This window comes from Sphingobacterium sp. UBA7038 (genome assembly GCF_002494055.1).
GTDB lineage: Bacteria > Bacteroidota > Bacteroidia > Sphingobacteriales > Sphingobacteriaceae > Sphingobacterium > Sphingobacterium multivorum.
The window spans coordinates 48,870-72,594 of sequence record NZ_DLAV01000039.1; the positions used below are offsets into that span (position 1 = coordinate 48,870).

Annotated in this window: 19 protein-coding genes; 11 read left to right on the forward strand and 8 right to left on the reverse strand. The window is 39.5% G+C overall.

Annotated elements, in window-relative coordinates; all coding sequences use genetic code 11:
- Positions 1-30 precede the first annotated feature (30 nt).
- The 3 genes from B3H30_RS21880 to B3H30_RS21890 all read right to left on the reverse strand — a co-directional run bounded on the left by B3H30_RS21880 (position 31) and on the right by B3H30_RS21890 (position 4,288).
- The gene (locus B3H30_RS21880; RefSeq protein ID WP_070569248.1) at positions 31-663 is read right to left on the reverse strand and encodes a gluconate 2-dehydrogenase subunit 3 family protein; all 633 of its coding nucleotides are present in this window, start codon (positions 661-663) and stop codon (positions 31-33) included.
- A 4-nt stretch (positions 664-667) separates the two neighbouring features.
- Positions 668-2,404 carry a GMC family oxidoreductase gene (locus B3H30_RS21885; protein ID WP_070569252.1) on the reverse strand — a complete coding sequence of 579 codons (1,737 nt, stop codon included), beginning with the start codon at positions 2,402-2,404 and terminating at the stop codon, positions 668-670.
- Between the two features lie 288 nt (positions 2,405-2,692).
- Entirely contained in the window at positions 2,693-4,288 is a 1,596-nt protein-coding gene (locus tag B3H30_RS21890) for an ABC-F family ATP-binding cassette domain-containing protein (RefSeq protein WP_070569254.1), read from the reverse strand.
- Positions 4,289-4,516: 228 nt separating this feature from the next.
- Between B3H30_RS21890 and B3H30_RS21895 the strand changes: the two genes are divergently transcribed.
- Both B3H30_RS21895 and B3H30_RS21900 read left to right on the forward strand, forming a co-directional pair.
- The gene (locus B3H30_RS21895) at positions 4,517-5,854 is read left to right on the forward strand and encodes a sigma-54-dependent transcriptional regulator (RefSeq protein WP_070569931.1); all 1,338 of its coding nucleotides are present in this window, start codon (positions 4,517-4,519) and stop codon (positions 5,852-5,854) included.
- Positions 5,851-7,596 carry a sensor histidine kinase gene (locus B3H30_RS21900; RefSeq protein WP_286710302.1) on the forward strand — a complete coding sequence of 582 codons (1,746 nt, stop codon included), beginning with the start codon at positions 5,851-5,853 and terminating at the stop codon, positions 7,594-7,596. Before B3H30_RS21895 ends, B3H30_RS21900 begins: the two co-directional genes overlap by 4 nt.
- Positions 7,597-7,693: 97 nt before the next feature.
- On the opposite strand, the gene yiaA is transcribed toward B3H30_RS21900, so the two are convergent.
- On the reverse strand, positions 7,694-8,161 hold the full coding sequence (yiaA, locus tag B3H30_RS21905; RefSeq protein ID WP_070569259.1) for an inner membrane protein YiaA: 468 nt from the start codon (positions 8,159-8,161) through the stop codon (positions 7,694-7,696).
- A gap of 141 nt (positions 8,162-8,302) precedes the next feature.
- Between yiaA and B3H30_RS21910 the strand changes: the two genes are divergently transcribed.
- Positions 8,303-9,802 carry a hypothetical protein gene (locus tag B3H30_RS21910; protein ID WP_070569262.1) on the forward strand — a complete coding sequence of 500 codons (1,500 nt, stop codon included), beginning with the start codon at positions 8,303-8,305 and terminating at the stop codon, positions 9,800-9,802.
- 4 nt (positions 9,803-9,806) lie between these two features.
- On the opposite strand, the gene B3H30_RS21915 is transcribed toward B3H30_RS21910, so the two are convergent.
- A complete protein-coding gene (locus B3H30_RS21915) occupies positions 9,807-10,430 on the reverse strand; it encodes a murein L,D-transpeptidase catalytic domain-containing protein (protein WP_070569266.1) in 624 nt (207 codons plus the stop codon).
- Between the two features lie 61 nt (positions 10,431-10,491).
- Positions 10,492-11,595 carry a DUF695 domain-containing protein gene (locus B3H30_RS21920; RefSeq protein ID WP_286710303.1) on the reverse strand — a complete coding sequence of 368 codons (1,104 nt, stop codon included), beginning with the start codon at positions 11,593-11,595 and terminating at the stop codon, positions 10,492-10,494.
- Between the two features lie 235 nt (positions 11,596-11,830).
- On the opposite strand from B3H30_RS21920, the gene B3H30_RS21925 reads away from it, so the two are divergent.
- The 5 genes from B3H30_RS21925 to B3H30_RS21945 all read left to right on the forward strand — a co-directional run bounded on the left by B3H30_RS21925 (position 11,831) and on the right by B3H30_RS21945 (position 17,167).
- Complete coding sequence (locus B3H30_RS21925) at positions 11,831-12,337, forward strand: BON domain-containing protein (RefSeq protein WP_070569274.1); 507 nt, start codon at positions 11,831-11,833, stop codon at positions 12,335-12,337.
- Positions 12,338-12,349: 12 nt separating this feature from the next.
- Entirely contained in the window at positions 12,350-12,769 is a 420-nt protein-coding gene (locus tag B3H30_RS21930; RefSeq protein ID WP_046675658.1) for an SH3 domain-containing protein, read from the forward strand.
- 228 nt (positions 12,770-12,997) lie between these two features.
- Entirely contained in the window at positions 12,998-13,837 is an 840-nt protein-coding gene (locus tag B3H30_RS21935) for a hypothetical protein (RefSeq protein WP_070569277.1), read from the forward strand.
- A gap of 239 nt (positions 13,838-14,076) precedes the next feature.
- Positions 14,077-15,276 (forward strand): tyrosine--tRNA ligase, encoded by a 1,200-nt coding sequence (gene tyrS / locus B3H30_RS21940; RefSeq protein WP_070569280.1) that lies wholly within the window; start codon positions 14,077-14,079, stop codon positions 15,274-15,276.
- A 133-nt stretch (positions 15,277-15,409) separates the two neighbouring features.
- Positions 15,410-17,167 (forward strand): aromatic amino acid hydroxylase, encoded by a 1,758-nt coding sequence (locus B3H30_RS21945; RefSeq protein ID WP_070569281.1) that lies wholly within the window; start codon positions 15,410-15,412, stop codon positions 17,165-17,167.
- Between the two features lie 105 nt (positions 17,168-17,272).
- Here the strand turns inward: B3H30_RS21945 and B3H30_RS21950 are convergent, their stop codons facing one another.
- Both B3H30_RS21950 and B3H30_RS21955 read right to left on the reverse strand, forming a co-directional pair.
- Complete coding sequence (locus tag B3H30_RS21950; RefSeq protein ID WP_070569284.1) at positions 17,273-18,172, reverse strand: flavin reductase family protein; 900 nt, start codon at positions 18,170-18,172, stop codon at positions 17,273-17,275.
- Between the two features lie 10 nt (positions 18,173-18,182).
- Complete coding sequence (locus B3H30_RS21955) at positions 18,183-19,157, reverse strand: fumarylacetoacetate hydrolase family protein (RefSeq protein WP_286710306.1); 975 nt, start codon at positions 19,155-19,157, stop codon at positions 18,183-18,185.
- A gap of 317 nt (positions 19,158-19,474) precedes the next feature.
- On the opposite strand from B3H30_RS21955, the gene B3H30_RS21960 reads away from it, so the two are divergent.
- The 3 genes from B3H30_RS21960 to B3H30_RS21970 are packed head-to-tail and all read left to right on the forward strand — an operon-like array spanning position 19,475 to position 23,048.
- Positions 19,475-20,632 carry a homogentisate 1,2-dioxygenase gene (locus B3H30_RS21960; protein ID WP_070569289.1) on the forward strand — a complete coding sequence of 386 codons (1,158 nt, stop codon included), beginning with the start codon at positions 19,475-19,477 and terminating at the stop codon, positions 20,630-20,632.
- A 30-nt stretch (positions 20,633-20,662) separates the two neighbouring features.
- Entirely contained in the window at positions 20,663-21,790 is a 1,128-nt protein-coding gene (gene hppD, locus B3H30_RS21965) for a 4-hydroxyphenylpyruvate dioxygenase (protein WP_070569291.1), read from the forward strand.
- Positions 21,762-23,048, forward strand: coding sequence for a Glu/Leu/Phe/Val dehydrogenase dimerization domain-containing protein (locus B3H30_RS21970; protein WP_236560153.1), 1,287 nt, complete (start codon positions 21,762-21,764; stop codon positions 23,046-23,048). The genes hppD and B3H30_RS21970 overlap by 29 nt, the downstream gene beginning before the upstream one ends.
- Positions 23,049-23,725: the final 677 nt, after the last annotated feature.

Sequence of the window (23,725 nt, forward strand, 5' to 3'; positions counted from 1 at the left end):
ATCCTTTCCATTTTGGAAAGGATTTTTTTATTATCCAAAGAATTTAGTTGGGTCAAAACCGTGCCCTTTCAACACATCATCTGGTACACCATTCCAGACTCCAGGTTTATTTCCGGCATAGCCAATATCTTTTACACCCATTTCACTGGTGTAAAATCCTGAAGAAGTCAGGTTGCGCATCAATGAAAAGAAGGCGGCACCTTGTTTCATTTCCGGTCTTGCCAAATCAGGGTAGGCGATATCATCCACCAATGCAAGTTGATCTTTTGCGCTACATTTGATAAATACTGTTCCGTAACGCTTTTTGGACTGTAGGTCGAGCCAACGAAGTCCGCCGCGCATCGGGATTTTATTATCAGGCAAATCTTTTACGATAAATTCGATAAAATCGGGGACTCCCGCTTCCGAAGCGCTTCCTGAAATGTTATCCTTAGGAATAATAATGTCAGCCAAAACAGTGATTGTCGCCATTTCATGTTCGTCGAAAAACTTTTCGGCGTATAATTGTTCCGTGCGTTCGTATTCAAAATCCTGGACTCCAGGTAATTTTTTGCTATTGTCTGCTGCTGCATTTTTAGCATCTTTTGAATTGCAGGCTGCGGTTAAAAGACCAGATCCAGCTGCAATTAATCCTAATGCTCTTAAAGATTCTCTTCTATTCATGCTTTTAACCGTTTAATTTTTTCTTTTCTTGAAGTATATATTCTGCTGTTCGCATCGATAAAGCGAGTATTGTCCAGGTCAGGTTTTTGTCACCTTGTTGAACAAATGGTCCCGCATCGACGACATAGAGATTTTTACAATCGTGGGCTTGTCCCCATTTGTTCAATACGGAGGTTTTAGGGTCATTTCCCATTCTTGTGGTACCGCCTTCATGAATAATTTTTCCGGGAGCTTCTAGGCCGTACAATGTATCTGCTCCGGGTATTTTAGAAGTGATGACAGCGCCCATTTCGTGCATAATAGACTGAAATGTCTCTTGCATGTGCTTGGCTTGCGCGATTTCTTCATTGGCCCATTTGTAGTTGAAACGTAGTACAGGAATTCCGAATTTGTCGACTTTATCGGGGTCAATTTCACAATAATTGTCTTTTCTTGCCAATGCCGTTCCGCGTCCTGCCATGCCGACATTTGCACCATAATAGCTGCGGAAATCTTCTTTTAATGCAGTACCATAACCGCCTTTGGCCTTTGACTTTCCAGCTGAATTTTTTGCATGGTCATTTACTTTCGGTACCCAATTCAAAAATCCATAAGATGGCATATGTAAACCACCGCCGTATTCGATGTGGTAACCTCTAGGGAAGTTCAATTTGGCATTATCTTCCCACCATGGTGAATAAATATGGACACTTCCAACGCCATCTTCATTATAACGCTTCCGGTCGAGTAGCTGTGGTAAAAAGCCCGATAAGCTGGCTCCCGTAGAATCGTGGAGATATTTTCCGACTAAACCGCTGCTATTACCAACACCACCAGGATGTGATTTTGATTTGGAGTTTAACATGATCCGCGCACTTTCACAGGCACTAGCACCCAAAATAACGGTTTTCCCCTTAACGGTATATTCCTGCAAATCCTTGGTGTTAACATAAGAAACACCAACTGCAATTCCTTCATCATTTGTAATGACTTCTCTTACCATTGCATTGTCTATCACCTTCAGGTTACCCGTTTTCATCGCTGGAATAACCAGACAAGATGAAGAGGAAAAGTCTCCATAAACTTTACATGCACGACCACATTGCCCACAGTAGAAACAGGTACCTCGATCTTTAATATCTTTTGATACTTCGGTTAATACCGCCCCTCTTCCGGGAATCACTGGAACTCCAGCTTTTTTTGCACCTTTTGCAATATATAGTTCGTTTAAGCGTGGCTTAGGTGGTTTCATAAAAATACCATCGGGTTCGTTATGAATACCTTCTGCCGTGCCATATATTCCGATCATTCGATCTACACGGTCATAAAATGGCTTAACCTCTTCATAAGTAATAGGCCATTCATCCGTTACTCCATCCTTTGGCTTGAAATCGTCAGGTCCCATACGCAATGAAATTCGACCCCAGTGGTTGGTTCTGCCGCCCAGCATGCGTGCTCTAAACCATTCAAATTCAGTTCCCGCTACTTTGCTGTAGGGTTCGCCTTCGATTTGCCAACCACCAAAGGCTGCGTCAAAATCCCCGAATGGTCTTGTGGTACCCGCACCTCTTCTTGGGGATTCCCAAGGCCAGCGTAGTTGTAACGAATCTTTTGCTGGGTCATAAAAAGGACCTGCTTCCAGCATCAATACTTTAAGCCCCGCATGTGCAAGTATATAACCTGCCATACCACCACCTGCGCCGGAACCAACTACGATGGCGTCAAATAATTCGGGATTTTCTTTAATTTGATAATCTGACATAATTAAATGAAGTAATTAATTGAGAGGCCTGTGCGATACATTTGCCTGAAGGCTTACTATGTAAATGTGGAGGTTCAATTAATTTAATGGTTATTGTTTCATGTTTAAAATCATCGTGAATATATCGATAAAAATTTGTTTTTTTTAATTTAATTTATCGATTTAGCAGATTTTAAATAAAGAATATGGGATTGTTACAAAAAATACCCTGTTTTATTAAAATTTTATGGCGAGCGATACTTAAATATTCCGTGTATTTCGTTGCAGCGAAATACACGGCGTTATCTTTTAGAGGTTTTTTAATTTGATGACTTTGTTTATATGGATTTCTTGTAGAAACACTTCATCGTGTGAAATGACGAGTAGGGTACCTTTATAAAGCTGAATCGCTCTGGTTAGCATCAGTATATTTTGAAGATCTAAATTGTTTGTAGGCTCATCAAGGATAATCAAATCGGGAGACTGTTGCTGGATGGTGAGACAGCATACTATCAGACGCATTTTTTCACCGCCACTCAATAGTTGGCAGGGCTTGTCCCAATCGTCTTTTCCAAATAAGAACCGATTGAGTCTAATTTTGATTTCATGTTCAGGTAGCGCGGCGGTATTGAATTGCTGCGCTTGCTCATAAATACTTAAATGTGGAGATAAGATGGAATACGTCTGATCTAAATAGATTGCGCGAAATGATTGCCGCTCAATTTTTCCTTGTTCAGGCATTAGTTGGTTGAGAAGGAGTTTAACTAATGTTGTTTTCCCAGATCCGTTCGGGCCTTGGAGTGCGATACGATCCCCACTGAATAATTGAACGTTTATATTATCTTTCCAAAGCTGTTTTGCGCCATAGCTGAAATTGATGTTTTCGGCCTTGATCATACTTTTTCCTGTTGGAAAATTACTGTTTCCCAAATCTATTTTAATTTCATCCAATGCGGATTGTGAACCACGAAGTTCCTGTAGATCCGATCTGATATCTCCAATTTTGTCCTGGTGTACATTTTTAATTTTGGCGGTACTCTTTTCAGCATTATTACGTAGCGTATTCATCATTATGCGAGCTACACCTGCCTTCTCCTGCTTTTTTTGACCACGGTTGTTTAGTCTGTTTTGGCGCTCGATTGTTTCTCTTTCTTTCTCTTTTGCGATTTTGATCGCTCTTTCCTTGTGGTGGATATCGTGTTGCAACGCATGGCGTTCGATCTCCTTTTGAGCCTCGTAAAAGGTATAATTACCCCCATATCGCTTGATGCCATTTGGGGCCATTTCAGCCATGTCATCCAGTAAATTAAGCAGGGTTCTATCGTGGCTGACAACGACTATAGTGTTTTTGCTTGATTGAATCCAATCGTATAGTTGTGTTCTGCTGTCCATATCCAAATGGTTGCTCGGTTCATCAAGAAGAATAAGCTCGGATCGATGAATCTGGATTCCGGACAATAAAACTTTCGTTTTTTGTCCACCACTAAGGGAAGACATTTGCTGAGCCAATTGTATGTTGGGCAGATCCCATTGTTTGAAAGCCTCTTGGCAACGTTCTTCCAAAGCCCAGTCATCTTGAAGTCTATTGAAATTTTCCTCAGACGCATCACCGGCCAATATGGCATAAAGAGCATTCAATTTTTTATCGATTCTAAGTGCTTCAGCCACCGTCTTATGCTCGAATTGTCCAACAACCTGAGGGACATAATAGGTGCTAGCGCTATTATGTATGCTCCCACTGGTCGGCGATAATTCTTTGGCAATCAGTTGTAGTGCCGTTGATTTTCCAACGCCGTTATGACCGATCAGTGCGATTTTCTCTTGCGCGTTTATGTGCAGATTTATGTTCTCAAACAATAAATCTTTATTTGGATGTATATAGGAAAGTTGTTGTAATGAAAGCATGTTGAAATTCTTTAAATGTTAGAAAAGACCATTTGTACGGGTATCGTCAATGGATGGTATTTATTTCGTTCTAAAGAATTTTAATCTTACATGCAGTTTTAACGATGTTGAGCGCTACAAATATAGCGTTTTTATTTTGATGTCGGGAAATTTTTTGAGGAATAGTCAAATTGTTTATTTTTCTACTATTTGCTTGGGACAAATTGTACTTTTGAAAAAACGAATATTGTGAATAGAGTTCTCCTTATAGATGACGAAGAGAAGCTTCGGAAATTGCTGGCCAAAATTATTAGCCTGGAAGGTTTTGATGTGATCGAGGCTGCTGACATTAAATCGGGGTTAAAAAAGCTTGAAGTCAGTGATGTAGATGTTGTACTTTGTGATGTGAAGCTACCTGATGGTAATGGAGTTGAAACGGCTAAATTAATTAAAGAGCGGTATCCAATTTTAGAGATTATCTTATTGACGGCATACGGGAATATTCCGGATGGCGTTCGGGCGATAAAAAATGGTGCTTTTGAATACATTACGAAAGGAGATGACAATAATCGCATTATACCGTTGCTTTATAAAGCCTGTGAAAAGGTTGCATTAGCTAGAAGGGTGGAGCAGTTAGAAAAACGATTAGGCGACCGACTTTCTTTTGATAAGATTATTGGGAAATCCAGTGCAATAAAAGCGGCCATCGGCATGGCACAAAAAGTTGCTGTTACAAATACAACGGTCTTGCTAACGGGCGAGACCGGCACAGGTAAGGAGGTTTTTGCACAGGCAATCCATCAGGCGAGTTCAAGAAGAGATCGTAGTTTTGTGGCGATTAATTGTGCCGCATTTACAAAAGATTTGCTGGAAAATGAGTTGTTTGGCCATAAATCCGGTGCTTTCACTGGTGCGACTAAGGATCAACGTGGTTTGTTTGAAGAAGCGCATTTGGGGACTATTTTTCTGGATGAAGTCGGGGAGATGGCTTTGGAACTTCAAGCTAAAATTCTTCGTGTTTTGGAAACTGGCGAGTTTTTAAAAGTTGGGGACTCCAAACCAACGAAAGTGGATGTGCGCATCATAGCAGCAACCAACAGAAATCTCGAAACCGAAATTGCATCAGACCATTTCAGGAGTGATCTATTTTATAGGCTTTCTGTTTTCACGATTGAATTACCGCCATTGCGCGAGCGCATTGAAGATATAGCGACATTGGCGCAATACTACGCTGATATCTTTGCTTTAAAATCCAACTTGAAACCGTTGCAGATGACCCCTGAGTTTGTGCAGGCTTTGGAAGGCAACTTATGGCGGGGAAATATCCGTGAACTGAAAAATGTGATTGAACGCAGTGTGATTTTGAGTGAGGGTGGCGTATTAGGTGTGGAGAGCCTTCCTTTTGGTGAACGTGAGTATAGGGAAGGGGCAAACGTCTTGTCAAACTTTGCAATGTCCAACATGGAGAGGCAGCATATACAACGTGTATTAAAACATACGAATGGAAATAAAGCTGAAGCAGCTCGATTGTTAGAAATCGGCATCGCTACTTTGTATCGAAAAATTGAAGAATATCGAATCCAATGAAACTTAAAGCAAAGCTGACATTCGGGGTAGGATTTTTATTTTCTATGATCTTGCTGCTTGCGATAGTGAGTGGGTATTATGTTTATCGATTAAAAAAAGATACCAATAATATTTTAGTCGACAATTATAATACGCTGCATTATTCCAGAAATATGTTGCTGGCTTTGGAAGACCTTCATACGAATGGGAAGAGCATGGCGCTATTTGAAGATAATTTAAGACTCCAGAAGCGCAATGTAACCGAGCCTGGAGAACGGGCGGTGACCGAACGTATAGATCAACACTTTTTGAGTTTAAAGAAACAGGTGAAAGATGCAACAATTGCTGCTGACCTGCACAAAGATATATTTCAGTTAATGTATCTTAATATGCAGGCGATTGAACACAAAAATAATATTGCCAATGCAACAGCTGAAAAAGCAATTTTGGCCATCTCCATTGTAGGTGCGCTTTGTTTTATGATGGCATTTGTATTGCTTGTGAACCTCCCTCTAGCCATTGCTGGCCCAATTGTACAATTAACTGATAGTATTAAACAAATTGCTGCTGGGAACTATAAAAGGAGACTTCACTTTAAGCGAAAGGATGAATTTGGAGAAGTGGCGCATTCGTTCAATACAATGGCTCAAAAGCTCGAGGAATATACAGAAAGTAAATTGGGTAAGATCTTGCAGCATAAAAAGAGAATTGAAGCGCTTATTGATAATATGCATGATGCCGTTATAGGGATAGATGAGGAAAAAAGAGTGCTTTTTGCAAATGAACCCGCTTGTTTGCTCTCGGGGTTAAAACACGCAGAATTTGAAGGGCAAAAATTAGTGGAAATAGCTTCTTCCAATGATTTGATTCATAAGCTTCTCGATAGGATCGACGCTTTAAACCAGCAATCCGAACATCTGGGATTGGTTCAGATCTTTGCCTATGGAAAAGATAACTACTTTGAACTGGAGGTTATCGACATTAATGTTGTACCAACGGGAGAGGAGAGTTCGCAGTTTATTGGACAATTTATTTTGTTGAAGAACGTGACAAGTTTTAAGGAACGTGATGTCGCAAAAACAAATTTTATTGGAACGGTATCTCATGAACTGAAGACTCCAATCGCATCAATACGCATGGGGATCCAATTGCTCGAAAATAAGCGGATAGGAACGCTGAATGAAGAACAAAAAGACCTGCTTGAGGGAATTGCTGACGATACAGAGCGGCTCCTAAAAATTACGGGGGAACTTTTGGATATTGGGCAGGTGGAGAGCGGCACCATTCAGATGAAGCTGAATCCGGCGGCTATCGGACCGATCATAGATTATGCGCTGTTAGCCAACCGGTCAATGCTTGACCAAAAGCAAATTCACATAGCGCTTGAACTGGAGGAGGATCTTCCGATGGTTTTTATTGATAATGAAAAGACGGCATGGGTATTGACGAATTTGGTGTCCAATGCAATTCGTTATTCCGATGAGGGAGGGACAATTTCTCTTGCTGTAAAAAGAATAGGAGCCAGGGTGCTTTTGCGTGTTGAAGATCAAGGACAGGGAATTCCCGTACAATATTTAGCGAAGATTTTTGATCGCTATTTCCGAGTTCCAGGGAGTACAAAGGGGGGGACAGGTTTGGGATTGAGCATAAGCAAAGAATTTATCGAAAGCATGGGTGGAGAGATTGATGTGCAAAGTGTTTTTGGAACTGGAAGTATATTTTTCGTTTACCTTCCTATTGCGTCGCTTAAACAATCCACTTAGAAAAAGGAAGAGTCAATGAAACGCTCTTCCTTTTTTGCTTAAGAGGGATTGAAAGATCCTGCAGCTTGCTAGGCAGAGGCTGCAGGATAGGCACCCGCTAAAGTTTTATTTCATTGTCATCGATCAGTTTTGCATCACGTGTGTTTTTTTGAACGGCGATAGCTGAAAAAATACTCAATGAGAAGGACATGGCATAGAATCCTTTTTCACTTAGGAGCAGATCCGCATTCCATAAGCCTACGGTTAATAGCACGACGGCGGCAATTGTTGCAAACCAACTTAAACCATAATATAACTCGGTAACTGCTAGTCCTTCTGCTTTATCTCTTACACTTTTTTGAACGGAGATAACGGCAAATAGCGCAAATAGTAAAATTGTAAAATAATACCCTTTTTCATTTAATGCCATTGTTGCATTCCATAAACCTACACAATAGCCAACGGTACCAACCAATAGTGCGGTCCATGAAGCTCCGATAAAGGCGCCTGTTGGTTTAAAGGGGTTTCTTTTGTTTAAATTTCTTTCAGCTTTTTTTTCTTCAATCATGTTTTTTAGCGGTTCCATAATTTTCTTGTTTTAGTTTTAATTTGTTGTTGTTTTATGATTCAAATATCCACAGTAGCTGATTATTTTAAAAATTGATTTTATAAGAATACTGACGATATAATTTTGTTTAATATATTTGTTTAATTCTAAATTTAAGCTATGGCAGACGCGATATCAGATTTGATGTTATTATTGAATAAAGATGATATTAAGGATTTTAAAGCCTTTTTGAAACGAAAGAACAAGCGTAATGATGTGAAAAATATCAAGCTACTTGAGATTATAGAAACTGATGATATAAATAAGCTGAAAAAGTTATATGACCCCATTAAAAATCGGGATGCTTATCACGCGTTGAGAAAGAGGCTTCATGATAGTCTTTTGTTTTTTCTTTCAAATAAGGTTTTTGAACGAGACAACAGTGAGGCTCACGAGGCGTTGCGATTATTTGTTGTGGGGCGTTTTCTATTGGAAAGCGAGTTCATCAAGATTGGATTTAAATGCCTTCAACGGGCTGAGGAAAAGGCTCTTGTTCTTGAACAGTTTAGCTTGCTGAATGAAATCTTGCAAATCAGACTACAATATGCCCATTTAGATTTGACTGTCAATTTGGAATTGCTCATCGATCGTTTTACCGAAAATCAGCAAAAGTTGCAGCGGGAGGCTAAATTTCAGATAGCTTATGCACTATTACGTTCTGAACTGCAGGCTATTCATTTGAAAGCAAAAATAATTGATCTCAATAAGTTGATTTTGAGTACGCTGAGCAAGTACCGTATTTCTTTGGATGATCTCTTATCATTTAAATCACTCTATCAACTTCTGTACATTGCAAATGAGTATGCCGCAATACATCAAAACTATACACTGGTTCGTTCCTTTTTAAAAACTGCAGACAATTTTTTGATGACGTACGATCAACAATCGAAGCATAACCTATTCTACTATCTCCATATTTTGTACTATCTGGCCAATTTTAATTTGAGGAATGGATTTTTCAACGAAAGCATGGTGTATTTAGAACGCTTGAAAGAAGTTTTATCCCAAGGAAACGCGGTTTTTCGAGCCCAGTTTCAGTTGCGGTGCCATTTGTTGATGGCATTGAATTTCCATTACCTCGGCGATGGAATAAAAGGTCTTTCCGTATTAAGGGCGGGGATTAAACAAGCGCCAGCAAAATCAAACGAGGTTGATCTTGCAGATTTACAGTTGTGTTTAGTGATGTTTTTAACGCAATTTGAAGATAAAACAGCATTGATTGAGCTTCGACAGTTGATTCGAACAGATGCTTGGTACGAGAAGAAAATGGGCATGTTGTGGACGATCCGGAAGAGTCTGCTTGAAATTCTGATCCATATCCAATTCAAACATATCGATTTGGCAACCTTTAAATTAAAAAGCTTTGTCGGTAGGTATAAAAAATACTTACTGAATGTAAAGGAAAATAGAGTGATTGATTTTGTTAAATTGGTGGAGAAATATCTTTTAAATCCTACAATTATTCAAGTGAAATCCTTTCGGGAAGCTGTTGAAGCTCTGGTAAAAAATGAGGAAAATAAGGATTTGTTTGTTATGGGCTTTCTTGCTTGGCTAAAGGCTCTCGTTATGTCTCAAAATCCTTATCAGGTTTTATTGCGTTTGATGAAAGAAGATATATAGATAATTAGTAATAGATATGTAAGATGATCTGTTTCTTTGAGGAATCAATTAGGTCCTGTAGTCTTTTGTAGAATTCGACGTTTACCATAGGGCAGCCTTCGCTGAGGCATACTGGATCAACTTGTTCATCGTAGGGCATGCGGTCATATTTGTGTAGAACGATGTCTCTAGCATATGCATTGCTATTGGAGCTATCTAAGCCGTATAATTTATACGCTTTTCCAAATTTCCCATTATACGAGCTGCCGATAGCATAGCTACCTAGCGACGTCGCATGAGAGTTATCCGTGTTGCTGAATTGCAAATGGTTCTTTTTTCCGGTTTCGGAACCGGATCCATGGGCCACCAGGCCCTGATCAAGAATCCGGTCTGTTGTTAGATCGACGACAAAAAAACGATTTCTTCCCGAGGGTCTTCTCATATCCAAGAGAAAGGATATGTCACTATTGTACTTTTTGTTGTTTGTGATGCGTTTTTTTACTTCCTTTATTGCCATCGTATAGCGGAAGGAGTCTGAAGGGGCATTTTCTTCCTTATCAACAACGGCCAAAAGCGTGTTCCTTTGAATGGTTTTGTATGTGATAAGGCCAATGCCAAGGATAATAATCAAAAGAATGATTTTATTCATATAAATAAAGCATAATTCATCAAGTACTTTTAGTAGAACTTATGGCAGTTGTACGGGAGACTTATTCTATTTGTTTATAAAATCGTTCGAAGGTTTTCCAGTATTTATCTTTGTAGATGCTATAATCAATTTGAAGAATTTCCCTGTATTGTTCGATTAATCGATCGATCGCTCGTGAGGCTTTTCGGAATTCTGTACAAGCCAAGTAAATTTCCCTTAGGCTATCGGCAGTTTCTCTACCGATATTAAGAAATCCAATATCATTTGGAAGACTATTCATTAACTCTTCTTCATATTTATCCATTAAATCGTAAGTCTCCTGATCGGGCATGCCATTGGTTGCTGTTCCGTCATAGCTAATCTTTAATGTAACTATCCAAGGATGAGAAGCTTTTCCATCCCAGTCCAACAAGGTCGTATTTATGATGGCAAAGATGGGTAAGTCATTCTCCAGGGTGCCCTCAAAAGCGGTGTATGTATCATCTGCAGTTAGGTGTCTAACGTCGGTATATTTTTCCACAAATTCCTTTTCCCTCCAGATCAAATAGTCTTTTAATTTAAGTAGTGGAATCAGCTCTTCTGTTGCAAGCTCTTTTGAGGTTACATTCAGGTTGTCTATGGCTATGATCGAGTTCAATTCACCAATGTAATTGTCGAGAAATATTTCTATACCATGGGAAATATTGGCCTTATGCTCTTCCGTATAATCGGGGTGAACAATAACAATATCAACTTCATCCGGATGGTATCTATGTTGAATGGGATAAAAGAACATATCCTTGATGTCAAAAGTGAAGCCATACATCGTGATTTTGAATTTTTCCATATCCGCAATAGCGGGTTTTAATGCGGTAAATTTCCAATGCGCTAATGCTGGAGCAGAAGCGATCAGATGTTCTACGAACGCAATGTTTTTGATGACACCGTCAGGGGTGATTACAAGTTCTGCGGTGTTATCATCGTACATTCCCGTTAAAAAATACAGCTCCTTGCGGAGAGCATCGATCTTCGGCGAAAGTTTGCTGAAAAAATGCTGATCAATTTGTTCTCCAGCCTTGACGATTTGAAAAAATGCCTGTTCGTTTTTTTTAAACCAATCCCAAAACTCCGTTATACTGTCCTTTTTATTTTCTTTTTTACCAAAAATAGTGTTCAAAAATCCCATAATTAATAGCTGTTTGATTGAATAATCAACGTGCGTATCTGTTACTCAAAGCGTTTTTTATAACCGTAGCGGAGAAAATGATCCGAATGAAACCATCATGAATACCTCTGCTCCTAAATTTAATTATATAATTACGATCCGGCAAGGGAATTTAAGTTTAAAAAAAAATGAACAAACAATTGTGTAGGGAGTTTGTTAGGATTATTGTTGGAATTAATAAATTAAAATTGGTCTTATGAAATTGAGCAAATTAACATTTTGTCTATTGGCAACTACGGTTGTACTTTCCTTCACGGCCTGCAAATCAGGTTTGTCTGATGATAAGTTGGAAGAAAAGATCGAAAATGCACTCACGGGGCGTAAAACAGTCGACGTTGAAGTTGAAAAAGGGAAAGTTATCTTAAGTGGTACAGTTGCTTCCGAAGAAGAAAAGCAACAAGTGGAATCGATTGCTAAAACAGCAGGTGATAAAGACGTCAAGTCTATTCAAAACAATATTATCGTTAGCGCACCAGTGTCTTCAACGCCAGCTCCTATTGAGGTATCCAATAATGATGCGGTACTTGGCGCAGCAGTGAATACGTTTATGAAGGATTTTCCTACAGTACAGGCCAGTGTAAAGGACGGTGTGATCGCAGTTACAGGTACTTTGGAGCAAGCTAAGATAATTACTTTAAAACAAGGTTTGGATAACTTAAATCCCAAAAAAGTGGATTTAAGTGGTATTGTTGTCAAAAAATAAACTAGTGAAATTATGTCATTGCAGGAAAAATATAAGGTTCTTTTAGATACGGCACAATCTTCAGGTGTAAATGACTTGAACTATGCCGAAATGGATGGCGTATTGCAAATTCGTGGTACCGCACCAACAGCAGATGTGAAAAATAAGCTCTGGGAAATCTACGGTAATATAGATCCTAATTTCCAAACCGGAGATGTGGTCTTAAATGTAGATGTGGCTACAGAAGTGCCCGGAAGCCAGGTGAAAGTTATAACAGAAAATAGCAATTTGAACATTCGAAAAGGTCCCGGTACAGACCAGCCTATCGTGGGAAAAGCTGCTAAAGGAGAAATCATCACATTGATTAGTAAGGCTAATGATCAATGGTGGTTGGTCAGAACCAAAGATAATGAAGAAGGGTATTGTTATGCACAATATTTAGAGTCTGTTTAGTTCTCGAATGTTATTCATACGATGGTTACCAGTACGAATTGGTTTTGAAAAAAGGGGAGTTATTGATAAATAACTCCCCTTTTTTCATTTCACGATTAAGCTTGTCTGTTCTGCAATATGAGGGTACTACAGCATCTATCGTATTGGGGAATTGTTTGGAAAATCAACTGTACTTTAATTTTTGGTGTAATAATTGTATTACTATGATTGCAACAATTTTATTACATTATGTCGAAATCACGTTTTATCCTATTATTATGCTTGTGTTTAGCTGTTCAGTTGGGAGTTGCGCAAGAGTATGTTCGCTTGGACAAAGATCGTTATCAATTGCATTTGTCGGAATATCCAAAGGATACCATCCGGATACTAGAAAAAGGTAAGGAGACGAAATTGAAACAGGGTAAATATATTCTGCAGAAGAATCAATTTATGGGACTTTCCAATGCATTTATTACCATTAATCAGGATGGCATTGTCGACGGTGATTTTAAAATTGAAAAAGATGGGCGTACCGGTGATGTTATCGTACGGCATGGTGTGCTGGAGCAAATGAATGTGAGATCTGCTGCCTTGCCAGACTTTCAATATATGATAACGGATAGTTCAAGTGTGCAGCGTAATTTTAAGAATGGGAAAATCAGTCAGGAAAAGACGGTATTCTACCGAGCTGCCAATAGGGGTAAAAAAGTGACAAAAGTCTTTTTTGATAATTATTACACGGTTGAAAATGATTTTGACCATACCAGAGCCGACTATCGATTAGACAATACGTTGATGTACAGTGCCAAATTGAATTGTGGTGGTCAGGTACAGGAATCAAAGTCATTTGATGCCAATGGTCAATTACTAAAACATACCTATCGGAAAGCTAAAATTGATTACACGGATCTATATCAGAATAATAATCTTGTTGAGCGGAAATATAGCGTTAATAACTGCTTTTACCATGAGTATTTTAAGAATTCATTGTTAGTGCAAAAGGTCGTGGAGAAAAAGGATAAAGGGAATACAGAAAAGTATGTTTATAATGGAGCGGGAAAATTGATGGATAAAAATACGGGTGGATAATTTAAAAATGCATATCGAAGCAAGTGTGGATGCGAATATTTTTGAATTTAAAAAATATAGCGCTACCTTTGTCAAGCAATGAAGAAAATGAACAACATATTACGTCTTCCATTTTTCTTTAATTATTATCGCCCGATAATCGTTCGGGACCCCTATGCCTATTAAATTAAGAAATTCAATTATTATTTATAGCTAAGCCCGAACATAACGTTCGGGCTTTTTTTATTTTATATCACACCATGTTAAAAGAGTTAGCAGAAAATATCGAGATTATTTTACCGAAGGAGGGACTTGCATCGAAGTTGAAGGAGGCTGAAGAAAAGAACCGACCACTGATTATAAAACTTGGTTTTGATCCAACAGCTCCGGATCTTCATTTAGGGCACGCTGTTGTGTTAAAGAAACTACGGCAGTTTCAGGAACTGGGGCACGAAATCGTGATCCTCGTTGGTAGTTTTACAGCCCGTATCGGCGATCCTACAGGAAAAAATAAAGCCCGTAAGCCTTTGCGCCAGGATGCGATCGCTCACAATGCGGCAACCTACATTGCACAACTGTCTAAAATTATTGATGTTTCAAAAGCGAAAATTGTTTTTAATGGAGACTGGTTGGATCAATTAAATTTTGCAGCTGTTATCCAGCTGGTATCGAAAGTCACTGTTGCACAGTTGATGCAACGACATGATTTTAATAAGCGTTTTAACGAAAACCAATCAATAGCCATGCATGAATTGCTTTACCCGATATTGCAGGGCTTTGACTCCGTACATGTCAATAGCGATATCGAAATGGGGGGAACGGACCAGCTATTCAATTGCGCGATGGGCCGGCAGCTGCAGGAATCATTTGGACAGGATCCGCAAATCGTGCTGTGTATGCCGTTATTGCGCGGGCTGGATGGAAAAGAAAAAATGAGTAAATCATTAAACAACACGATTGGTCTTTTGGATGAACCGAATGAAATGTTTGGTAAAACCATGTCTATTCCTGATCATTTAATTCCGGAATATATTGACTTGACTACTGATTTCAATCAGGAAACCAAACTTAGCATGAAAACCCGTATTGAAATGGGGGAAAATCCAATGGAAATTAAGAAACTTATTGCACAGAATCTAGTTGCTCAATACCATGGCGACGAGTTTGCGACCAGTGCTGTTGATTATTTTGTCAGGCAATTTCAGCGCAAGAAATTGGAAGAAAAGGTCTTTGAGGAGGTATCGGGTCAACTATTGCGCGACCAGTTTGGTGAACAAGTTAAGCTGGTCGATCTATGTCATTTCCTAAAGGGGGGAACAAAGTCAGCTATGCGAAGATTGATTATGGGCGGTGCGGTGCAGATTGATACGATAAAACAGCTGAATGCGGAGCTAATGGTTGACTTGAATGTGTGTTTTAAAATTAAATTAGGAAAAAGAACTTATTTTAAAGTTATTTAGTAAGGTTTGTGAGGGTATACTTTTGTAATATTTTGCTAAAAGCCGTAAATTAACGTAAAGATTCTTTCTTAAACCATAAATAATTTCTACCTTCATATAGGAGTCTCATACTTTATTTTCATACCAATTATAGATGGAAACATATAATAATATTGTTTTGGAGCGGTTGCCCAAACATTTGAAACGCTATGTAGTAGCCCAACGATATGAACGTTACACCGCGCTGGATCAAGCATTGTGGCGTTATGTCATGCGTCAGAATTATTCTTTTTTAAAAGATGTAGCCTATTACCCCTATATTCCTGGATTGAAGAAAGCGGGATTATCCATTGCGACCATCCCGAACCTACAGGACATGAACGATAGTCTAAAATTAATTGGCTGGGGGGCAGTGACAGTGGATGGATTTATTCCGCCGGCTGCTTTTATGGAATTTCAGGCACATCGCGTACTTGTTATTGCTGCAGACATACGTCAATTGGAACATATCGAATATACACCGGCACCAGACATTATCCACGAATCTTCGGGACATGCACCTATAATCGGTGAGCCAGATTATGCGACCTACTTGCAGTATTTTGGGGAGGTTGGCACGAAAGCACTTTCTTCGGGCAAAGATTTTGAACTCTACGAAGCTATTCGTCACCTATCTATTTTAAAAGAACACGCTACAACAACGGCGGCTGAGTTGGCGGAAGCAGAGAAAAATTTGCAGATCATTCAAGATAATATGGGCGAGCCTTCGGAGATGGCATTGTTGAGCAGGTTGCATTGGTGGACTGTGGAATACGGACTTATTGGAGATCTTCATAACCCCAAAATTTATGGAGCTGGTTTACTGTCTTCCATTGGAGAAAGCGCAAGCTGCATGCAGAAAGATGTGCCTAAGTTGGCGTATGGTTTAAATGCAATCGAATATCCTTATGATATTACCAAACCACAACCACAGCTATTTGTTACACCGGATTTTGAACACCTAAAGCTCGTATTGGATAAATTTGCTGATACCATGGCTTTTCGCGTAGGGGGCAAACAGAGCCTTGACAAGGCAATAGACTGTAAAGCTGTTTGCACTGTGGAATATAGTTCCGGTTTGCAGGTGTCGGGCGTTTTTAAGTTGGCCAACGCGGATAAAAATCTCTCTTATATTCAAACACAAGGACCTACAGCTTTGGCTGTAGCGGGTAAACAACTTGAAGGCCATGGTATAAATTATCATAGTGAAGGGTTTGGCTCTCCGGTGGGACACTTGCTAGGTGCCGATCGTAACTTAGCCGATTTTGATGAAACAACATTGATTCAATATGGTATAGCGGAAGGGCGGCAGTGTTCGTTAAACTTTGCTTCTGGGATTATTGTATCAGGAATTGTTCAAGGAGTTGTACGTCATTTGGGTAAGATTGTTTTGATTTCATTTACCGGATGTGAGGTATACCGTAGCAATGGGGAAGAGGTGTATTTTAAACCTGAATGGGGAACATACGATATGGCTGTCGGAGCAGAAATTGTATCTGTATTTGCGGGCGCTGCAGATAAAGATGCCTATGATTTGGTTGAGGAGCATTTGGATCAGGCTCTATCTTCAGTACCTACCGAAACGGAAGATGTTAAACTAGTGAAGTGTCATGCTGCGATACGGAATTTGCGGGACAACGGATTTAATCAAAAGATCTGGCTGGAAATTTTCAGTCAATTGGGGCCGGAAAATGCAGATCATTGGTTAGGTTTGGTTGAATTATTTGAAATTGCCTGGGCTAATGATGAAGAGCAATTATCTACTCAGGCCGAACAGAGGCTCTTGGAATTTATTACCCTATATCCAAATTTGAAAAAACTGATTCGCGATGGACTGCGTGTTGCTAAAGAGGAGGCTTTAAATAATCACTAAAATATCAGCTGAGCAATAGGAAAACTAATTGGCCTTTAGCATTGAGTTCTAGAAAATAGGACGGTCTAAGAGTTTGAACGTACTATTTTCTGGAACTTAATTATACTAGCCCCTTAATAAAATTTGCCACGCTTCATGAAGTTTGCCCGCATCTAATAGTTGGGCAGCGTATTCATGAACTTTTTGCGTGAATTTTGATGGGCTATCTTCGAAATTTAGCTTCAGATAGTTGAAGTATTTATCTTCTTGCTGTGGGTCTTTTATTGTTGGTTGTGTTTCAACATTAGCCAGCAAGCCCAGGTGATTTCCAGTTAGTACATTCGAAAATCTAATTTTTTCTGGAAGTTGATCTATGCCAATTCCCAAGCTACGGAGGGGCTTCGGGACAATAAATAAGTTCTCGTCGGTTACACGACAATACCAATCACCACCGAGCCTTGCTACCAAATCCAAATCTTTTTGTTGAATGGTATTGTTCTCGCCCAATAAGTGTTTATGAACATGCATATAGAGGATCTCGGCGATAACGAGATTGCCAGCTCCTGGCTCATTGCTTAATGCGACAACCTCTCTGACCTGGCATTCCAGCTGGACTGGCGATTCGGCTACACGCGGTGGTGCCACCTGAATAGAGGGGATAGGCGTAAAACCCGACTTATCAAATTCATTTATTTCCTTGGCATATTCGGTGCTGGCAAGGGATTGTTGCTGGACCATAGCGTAGTTCACGATATTGATGACAACTTCATTAACCTCCTGGATATTATCCAATGTATGTTTGGTACTACCATCACGCATCCTTCGCAATGGAGAGAAAACACAGATGGGCGGCTGATGGGACATCAGGTTGAAATAGCTGAAGGGGCTTAAATTTATGTTTCCATTGCTATCGATCGTGCTTGCAAAACAAATTGGCCGCGGTGCAACAGCGTATTTAATTAAATTATCTATAATCGCTTTGTCTTTAACAGATTCAAAGGTGATGGTTTCAAAGGAAGAGGTCATATCCGTATATTTATGAATGGTATAATACAATAGAATTGGAAAGTTTTCCGAGCGCCGTGATTTCGAGTTCAATCTCATCGCCAAGGTTGAGCCACTGGTCTTTATGATTAGGATCCGCTATGCGTGCGGTACCATTGAGCTCAAGAAAGCAACCTGTTCCGACTGTTCCAGAGCCGATTATATCACCGGGGTAAAGTTGTACACCATAGGAAACCCGCTCAATAATTTCTGCAAAAGTCCAGTGCATGCTCGCAAAATTGCCCGCTGAGACTTGCGTGCCGTTTACTTTACAAGTCATATTGAGCGAATAACAGTCGCCAATATGTCCTGCTGCAGGTTGAACCTTATAAGGTTCCAATTCATCCTTTGTCACCAAGTAAGGTCCAATTGCTGTTGCAAAATCTTTGCCCTTGGCAGGGCCCAAACTCAATTTCATTTCATCCATTTGAAGTTTTCTGGCACTAAAATCATTCATGATCATATAGCCTGCAATATACTCATCCGCCTGCGCAGCGGGAATATTTATTCCCGGTTTATTGATGACTATTGCAATTTCTAGTTCAAAATCCAGTTGATTTAAATGCAGGGGCATGCATCGAACGGGGCCAGGTCCTTGTATGGACTGATGGTTGGAGAAATAGAAAACAGGAAATTCATCAAATTCAGGGATCATATCCAGCCCGCGGTTTCTTCTCGAGGTTGCGACATGCTGTCGAAATGCGTAAGCATCACGAAAAGATGCTGGCTGCGGCACGGGTGCGATGAGTTGGATGTCATCTAGTAGATGATAGGGCCTGTTTATAGCGCCGCGGCGCAAAGCTGTTTCAAGGATTTGTAGCTGATTCATGGTATCTTCGCCACCTTTGAGGAAGTCCGACATCGTTGTGGGAAGGTTTTGATCGATGGCTGAGCAACTATAAAAGCGGTCGTCTATAACAATGCCCAATTCTTGTTGACCATTTTTAGTGCTAGTGACAATTCTCATATATGAAGTGTTCTATTTGGTTATTCAATGTTGTTAGCATTCGACACAAATATATTGTATAAGATTTGAAAAAAATATTTCTTCTCTTGAAAACAGAAAAATATTCTTACCTTTATTAAAGCATTATAAACTATAAAAAATGATCAATCGTGGTGTACATCGCTTTGCGTCCTCCATGCCCTATGTTGCTTTTAATAAAGCAATCATAGCTGATATCGTTTTTGCACAATACTAATCTTCTCTCTTACTACTTGTCGATAGTTCTATTGGCAATTTGGATATTCATTTAATTTTATAACCGTTTAAATCGTAGAATTATGCCATTTTATGTTAAACAAGGGCAAATTCCAATGCAGCGACATACTGTTTTTAGAAAGCCCGATAACACGCTTTATGCCGAGGAATTAGTATCCACACATGGTTTTTCCAGTCTTTATTCCTTAGTGTACCATTGTCATCCACCCACACTCGTTAAACAAATCAGCGAGCCTTATGATGTGTCTCCCCGGATTGCCCGCGACAAACATCTTAAACATACCAGTCTAAAGGGATTTCAGGTACAGGCAAAAGATGACTACCTCGAAAGCAGGACCCCTGTGTTGGTTAATCAGGACTTACATATATCCTTAGCAGCTCCCCGTCGGTCGATGGATGACTATTTTTATAAAAATAGCCAGGCAGATGAGATTGTCTTCATCCATCAGGGGATGGGAAAACTCAGGACTGGATATGGGAGTATCTCCTTCAAGTATGGAGATTATTTGGTAATCCCCCGAGGAACGATTTATCAAATGGAATTTGAACAGGAAGATAATCGGCTGTTTATTGTTGAATCATTTTCTCCTGTACGTACGCCCAAACGTTATCGCAATGAATTTGGTCAATTGATGGAACATGCGCCCTTTTTTGAGCGGGACATTCGGGTACCTCAAAATTTGGAAACTTTTGATGAACTGGGTGACTTTGAAGTGAAGATCAAGAAGCAGGGTATGATTTATCCGTATGTTTATGGGAGCCATCCATTTGATTTTGTTGGTTGGGATGGCTATCATTTTCCATGGGCATTTTCGATTCATGATTTCATGCCGATAACAGGCAAATTGCATCAGCCACCACCCGTTCACCAGACCTTTGAAACAGACAATTTTGTATTATGCAGTTTTTGCCCTCGTATGTATGATTACCATCCGCATTCGATTCCAGCACCATATAACCATAGTAATGTAGATTCAGATGAAGTCCTATATTATGTGGATGGCGATTTTATGAGTCGAAAATCTGTGGAAAGGGGACAGATAACGTTACATCCAGGTGGTATACCACATGGACCTCATCCAGGGACGGTGGAAAAAAGCATTGGGCAAGTGAAAACCGAGGAGTTGGCCGTGATGATCGATCCTTTTCGACCACTGATGTTGACCCAAGAAGCACTCGATATAGAAGATCCAGATTATTATAAATCTTGGATGAGTTAGGAAAATAAACGAATAACCTTTATATAAATTATGGCAAATACATTTGCAGAAAAAATTGCCCAAGCGCAAGATTTTCTACCGATTAATGGCACAGATTATATTGAATTTTATGTTGGCAATGCCAAACAGGCCGCACATTATTACAAAACAGCTTTTGGATTCCAGTCGGATGCGTATGCCGGACCGGAGACAGGTGTTCGAGACCGTGTATCCTACGTGTTAAAACAAAATAAAATACGTTTAGTGCTTACCACGGCATTGAAATCTGACCATCCTATAACAGCGCATGTTAAAAAACATGGTGATGGTGTCAAAATATTGGCTCTTTGGGTCGATGATGCACGAAAATCATTTGAAGAAACAACAAATAGAGGAGCGAAAGTCTATCAGGAACCACAACTTCTGAAGGATGAAAATGGAGAAGTTTGGACAGCAGGCATTTATACCTATGGCGAAACCGTTCACATGTTTGTTGAACGCCGCAATTATTCTGGTCCATTTATGCCGGGATATGAAAAATGGGAAAGCGATTACAATCCAACGGAGACTGGACTGCTTTATGTTGATCATTGTGTAGGTAATGTTGGTTGGAATAAGATGAATGAAACCGTAAAATGGTATCAGGATGTGATGGGGTTTGTCAATATTTTATCTTTTGATGATAAGCAAATTAATACAGAATATTCGGCTTTGATGAGTAAAGTGATGAGCAATGGAAATGGTTTTGTTAAGTTTCCAATTAATGAGCCTGCCGAAGGAAAGAAAAAATCGCAGATAGAAGAATACCTTGAATTTTATGAGGGTGAAGGTGTTCAGCATGCGGCTCTAGCAACCAAAGATATTGTGGCCACCGTGCGGGAACTTAAAGCAAGGGGGGTAGAATTTTTGGGTGCTCCTCCCGAAGCATATTACGATATGTTGCCCGAACGAGTTGGAAAAATTGATGAAGAGATACGGATCATCCAAGAACTGGGTATTCTAGTTGATCGTGATGAAGAAGGTTATTTGCTGCAAATTTTTACAAAACCGGTAGAGGATCGACCAACTTTATTTTATGAAATCATCCAACGTAAGGGGGCACAAAGTTTTGGAGCAGGAAATTTTAAGGCTCTTTTTGAAGCAATAGAACGTGAACAGGAACGCCGAGGGAACTTATAGGAGTATGGAAGGGATGAAGGAATTATTGCGGGCTTTTGAGCACAAAAGTCCGGAAATTGTTTTCGAATGGAAAGATAGTGAAACTGATGCCAGGGGATGGATTGTTATCAATTCCTTACGTGGAGGTGCAGCTGGCGGGGGGACCCGAATGCGGGCTGGATTGGATAGGCATGAGGTAGAATCTTTGGCAAAAACAATGGAGGTCAAATTTACGGTATCGGGCCCTGCAATAGGAGGCGCGAAATCTGGAATTGATTTCGACCCACTTGACCCAAGGAAAAATGAAGTCTTAGAACGTTGGTTTAAGGTTGTCACACCGCTATTGAAAAACTATTATGGGACAGGTGGAGATTTGAATATTGATGAAATTCATGATGTAATACCGTTGACGGAAGAATATGGACTATGGCATCCGCAAGAAGGCATTTTGAATGGTCACTTTAAGGTGAATGAAAGCAATCGTATTCATCAAATTGGACAATTGCGTTATGGGGTTTCCAAAGTATTGGAAGATAGCTCCTACAGCCCGGATCTGAAGCGCAAGTACAAAGTGGCAGATATGATCACGGGATATGGCGTGTCAGAGTCAATTCGTCATTATTATGAACTTTTTGGCGAAAATTGCTTTGGAAAGCGAGCGGTAATTCAAGGTTGGGGTAATGTTGCTGCCGCAGCGGCATTTTATCTGTCTAAACTTGGTGTAAAAATAGTTGGTATAATTGATCGAGTCGGCGGACTGATCAATCCGGAAGGATTTGGAGAGGAAGATATTACCCGTTTGTTTTTAGAGCGCAAAGGCAATGAGCTTTGTTCTCCGGATCTGATTCCCTTTGATCAGATACAAAAAGAAATATGGAGCCTGGAAACGGATATTTTTGTGCCTGCTGCGGCCTCCCGCTTAGTGTCAAAAGATCAGATCCAACACATGATAAGTCATGGGCTTGAGGTGATCGCTTCAGGTGCCAATGTGCCATTTGCAGATCAAGAAATATTTTATGGGCCTGTTATGGAGTTCGCAGATCAGCATGTTGCGGTCATACCTGACTTTATTGCCAATTGTGGTATGGCGAGAGTATTTGCTTATTTAATGCAACCTAATATCGAAATTAGTGACGACGCAATTTTTTCGGATGTTTCCAGTGTGATTTTTGAAGCATTAAAGAAAATTAGGACCGTTTCCTCCAAAAAGACACATATATCATCGCGAGCATATGAAATTGCATTGAAACAGTTGGTGGAAACCATTAACGAATTATAAGAGGCTAAATTCTAATTTGCTTTTGCTATAACGCTATAAAAAAAACACTTGAAGCGGGGAACTTCAAGTGTTTTAACTAACCAATTATTAACCTAAATTTATGAATGCTTAAAACAGTGCAATACCTATGCCAAAACTTATTTTCTTAGCATGAACATATTGTCATTTTTTTGTTATTAAAATTTCTGTCTGAAATTTGTTTTTTTTGAAGTTTTGTTGAAAGATCAAAACGGGGGTAGACTAAAAACAAATTTCATCCTGTAGTTTTCAAATATTGGTCCTCTTGATGAAATTTTTTGTTTTTTATTTTCCTTAAAGTGCTGATAAACAAAAACTCCCGAAGCGGGGAGCAACAGGAGTTTTCCTAACCAATTATTAACCTAAATTTATGAAAAGTACCTATATAACGTAGTAAGTTCAAGAAATGTTTCAACTGATTGGAGTTTTTTTTACTTTTTAACATTTTTTGACTATTTGCTATTGATTTCCAATAAAATATACTACTATTTATTTTGTTTTCTTTTTAGGGTAAATAAAAAACCTGTTAGCGGGGACTAACAGGTTTTTTATAAACTAACTAAATTATTAACCTAAATTTATGAAACTACAAAATAATATTCAAGAAGGATGCCAATGTACTGAAACCGTTAGCTGTTTAACGATTTTTAACAGCCTCT

Coding starts and splice junctions, on each gene's coding strand:
- B3H30_RS21880 (WP_070569248.1), bottom strand. CDS start 663: ATGAATAGAAGAGAATCTTTAAGAGCATTAGGATTAATTGCAGCTGGA.
- B3H30_RS21885 (WP_070569252.1), bottom strand. CDS start 2,404: ATGTCAGATTATCAAATTAAAGAAAATCCCGAATTATTTGACGCCATC.
- B3H30_RS21890 (WP_070569254.1), bottom strand. CDS start 4,288: ATGCTTTCATTACAACAACTTTCCTATATACATCCAAATAAAGATTTA.
- B3H30_RS21900 (WP_286710302.1), top strand. CDS start 5,851: ATGAAACTTAAAGCAAAGCTGACATTCGGGGTAGGATTTTTATTTTCT.
- yiaA (WP_070569259.1), bottom strand. CDS start 8,161: ATGGAACCGCTAAAAAACATGATTGAAGAAAAAAAAGCTGAAAGAAAT.
- B3H30_RS21910 (WP_070569262.1), top strand. CDS start 8,303: ATGGCAGACGCGATATCAGATTTGATGTTATTATTGAATAAAGATGAT.
- B3H30_RS21915 (WP_070569266.1), bottom strand. CDS start 10,430: ATGAATAAAATCATTCTTTTGATTATTATCCTTGGCATTGGCCTTATC.
- B3H30_RS21920 (WP_286710303.1), bottom strand. CDS start 11,595: ATGGGATTTTTGAACACTATTTTTGGTAAAAAAGAAAATAAAAAGGAC.
- B3H30_RS21925 (WP_070569274.1), top strand. CDS start 11,831: ATGAAATTGAGCAAATTAACATTTTGTCTATTGGCAACTACGGTTGTA.
- B3H30_RS21930 (WP_046675658.1), top strand. CDS start 12,350: ATGTCATTGCAGGAAAAATATAAGGTTCTTTTAGATACGGCACAATCT.
- B3H30_RS21935 (WP_070569277.1), top strand. CDS start 12,998: ATGTCGAAATCACGTTTTATCCTATTATTATGCTTGTGTTTAGCTGTT.
- tyrS (WP_070569280.1), top strand. CDS start 14,077: ATGTTAAAAGAGTTAGCAGAAAATATCGAGATTATTTTACCGAAGGAG.
- B3H30_RS21945 (WP_070569281.1), top strand. CDS start 15,410: ATGGAAACATATAATAATATTGTTTTGGAGCGGTTGCCCAAACATTTG.
- B3H30_RS21950 (WP_070569284.1), bottom strand. CDS start 18,172: ATGACCTCTTCCTTTGAAACCATCACCTTTGAATCTGTTAAAGACAAA.
- B3H30_RS21955 (WP_286710306.1), bottom strand. CDS start 19,157: ATGAGAATTGTCACTAGCACTAAAAATGGTCAACAAGAATTGGGCATT.
- B3H30_RS21960 (WP_070569289.1), top strand. CDS start 19,475: ATGCCATTTTATGTTAAACAAGGGCAAATTCCAATGCAGCGACATACT.
- hppD (WP_070569291.1), top strand. CDS start 20,663: ATGGCAAATACATTTGCAGAAAAAATTGCCCAAGCGCAAGATTTTCTA.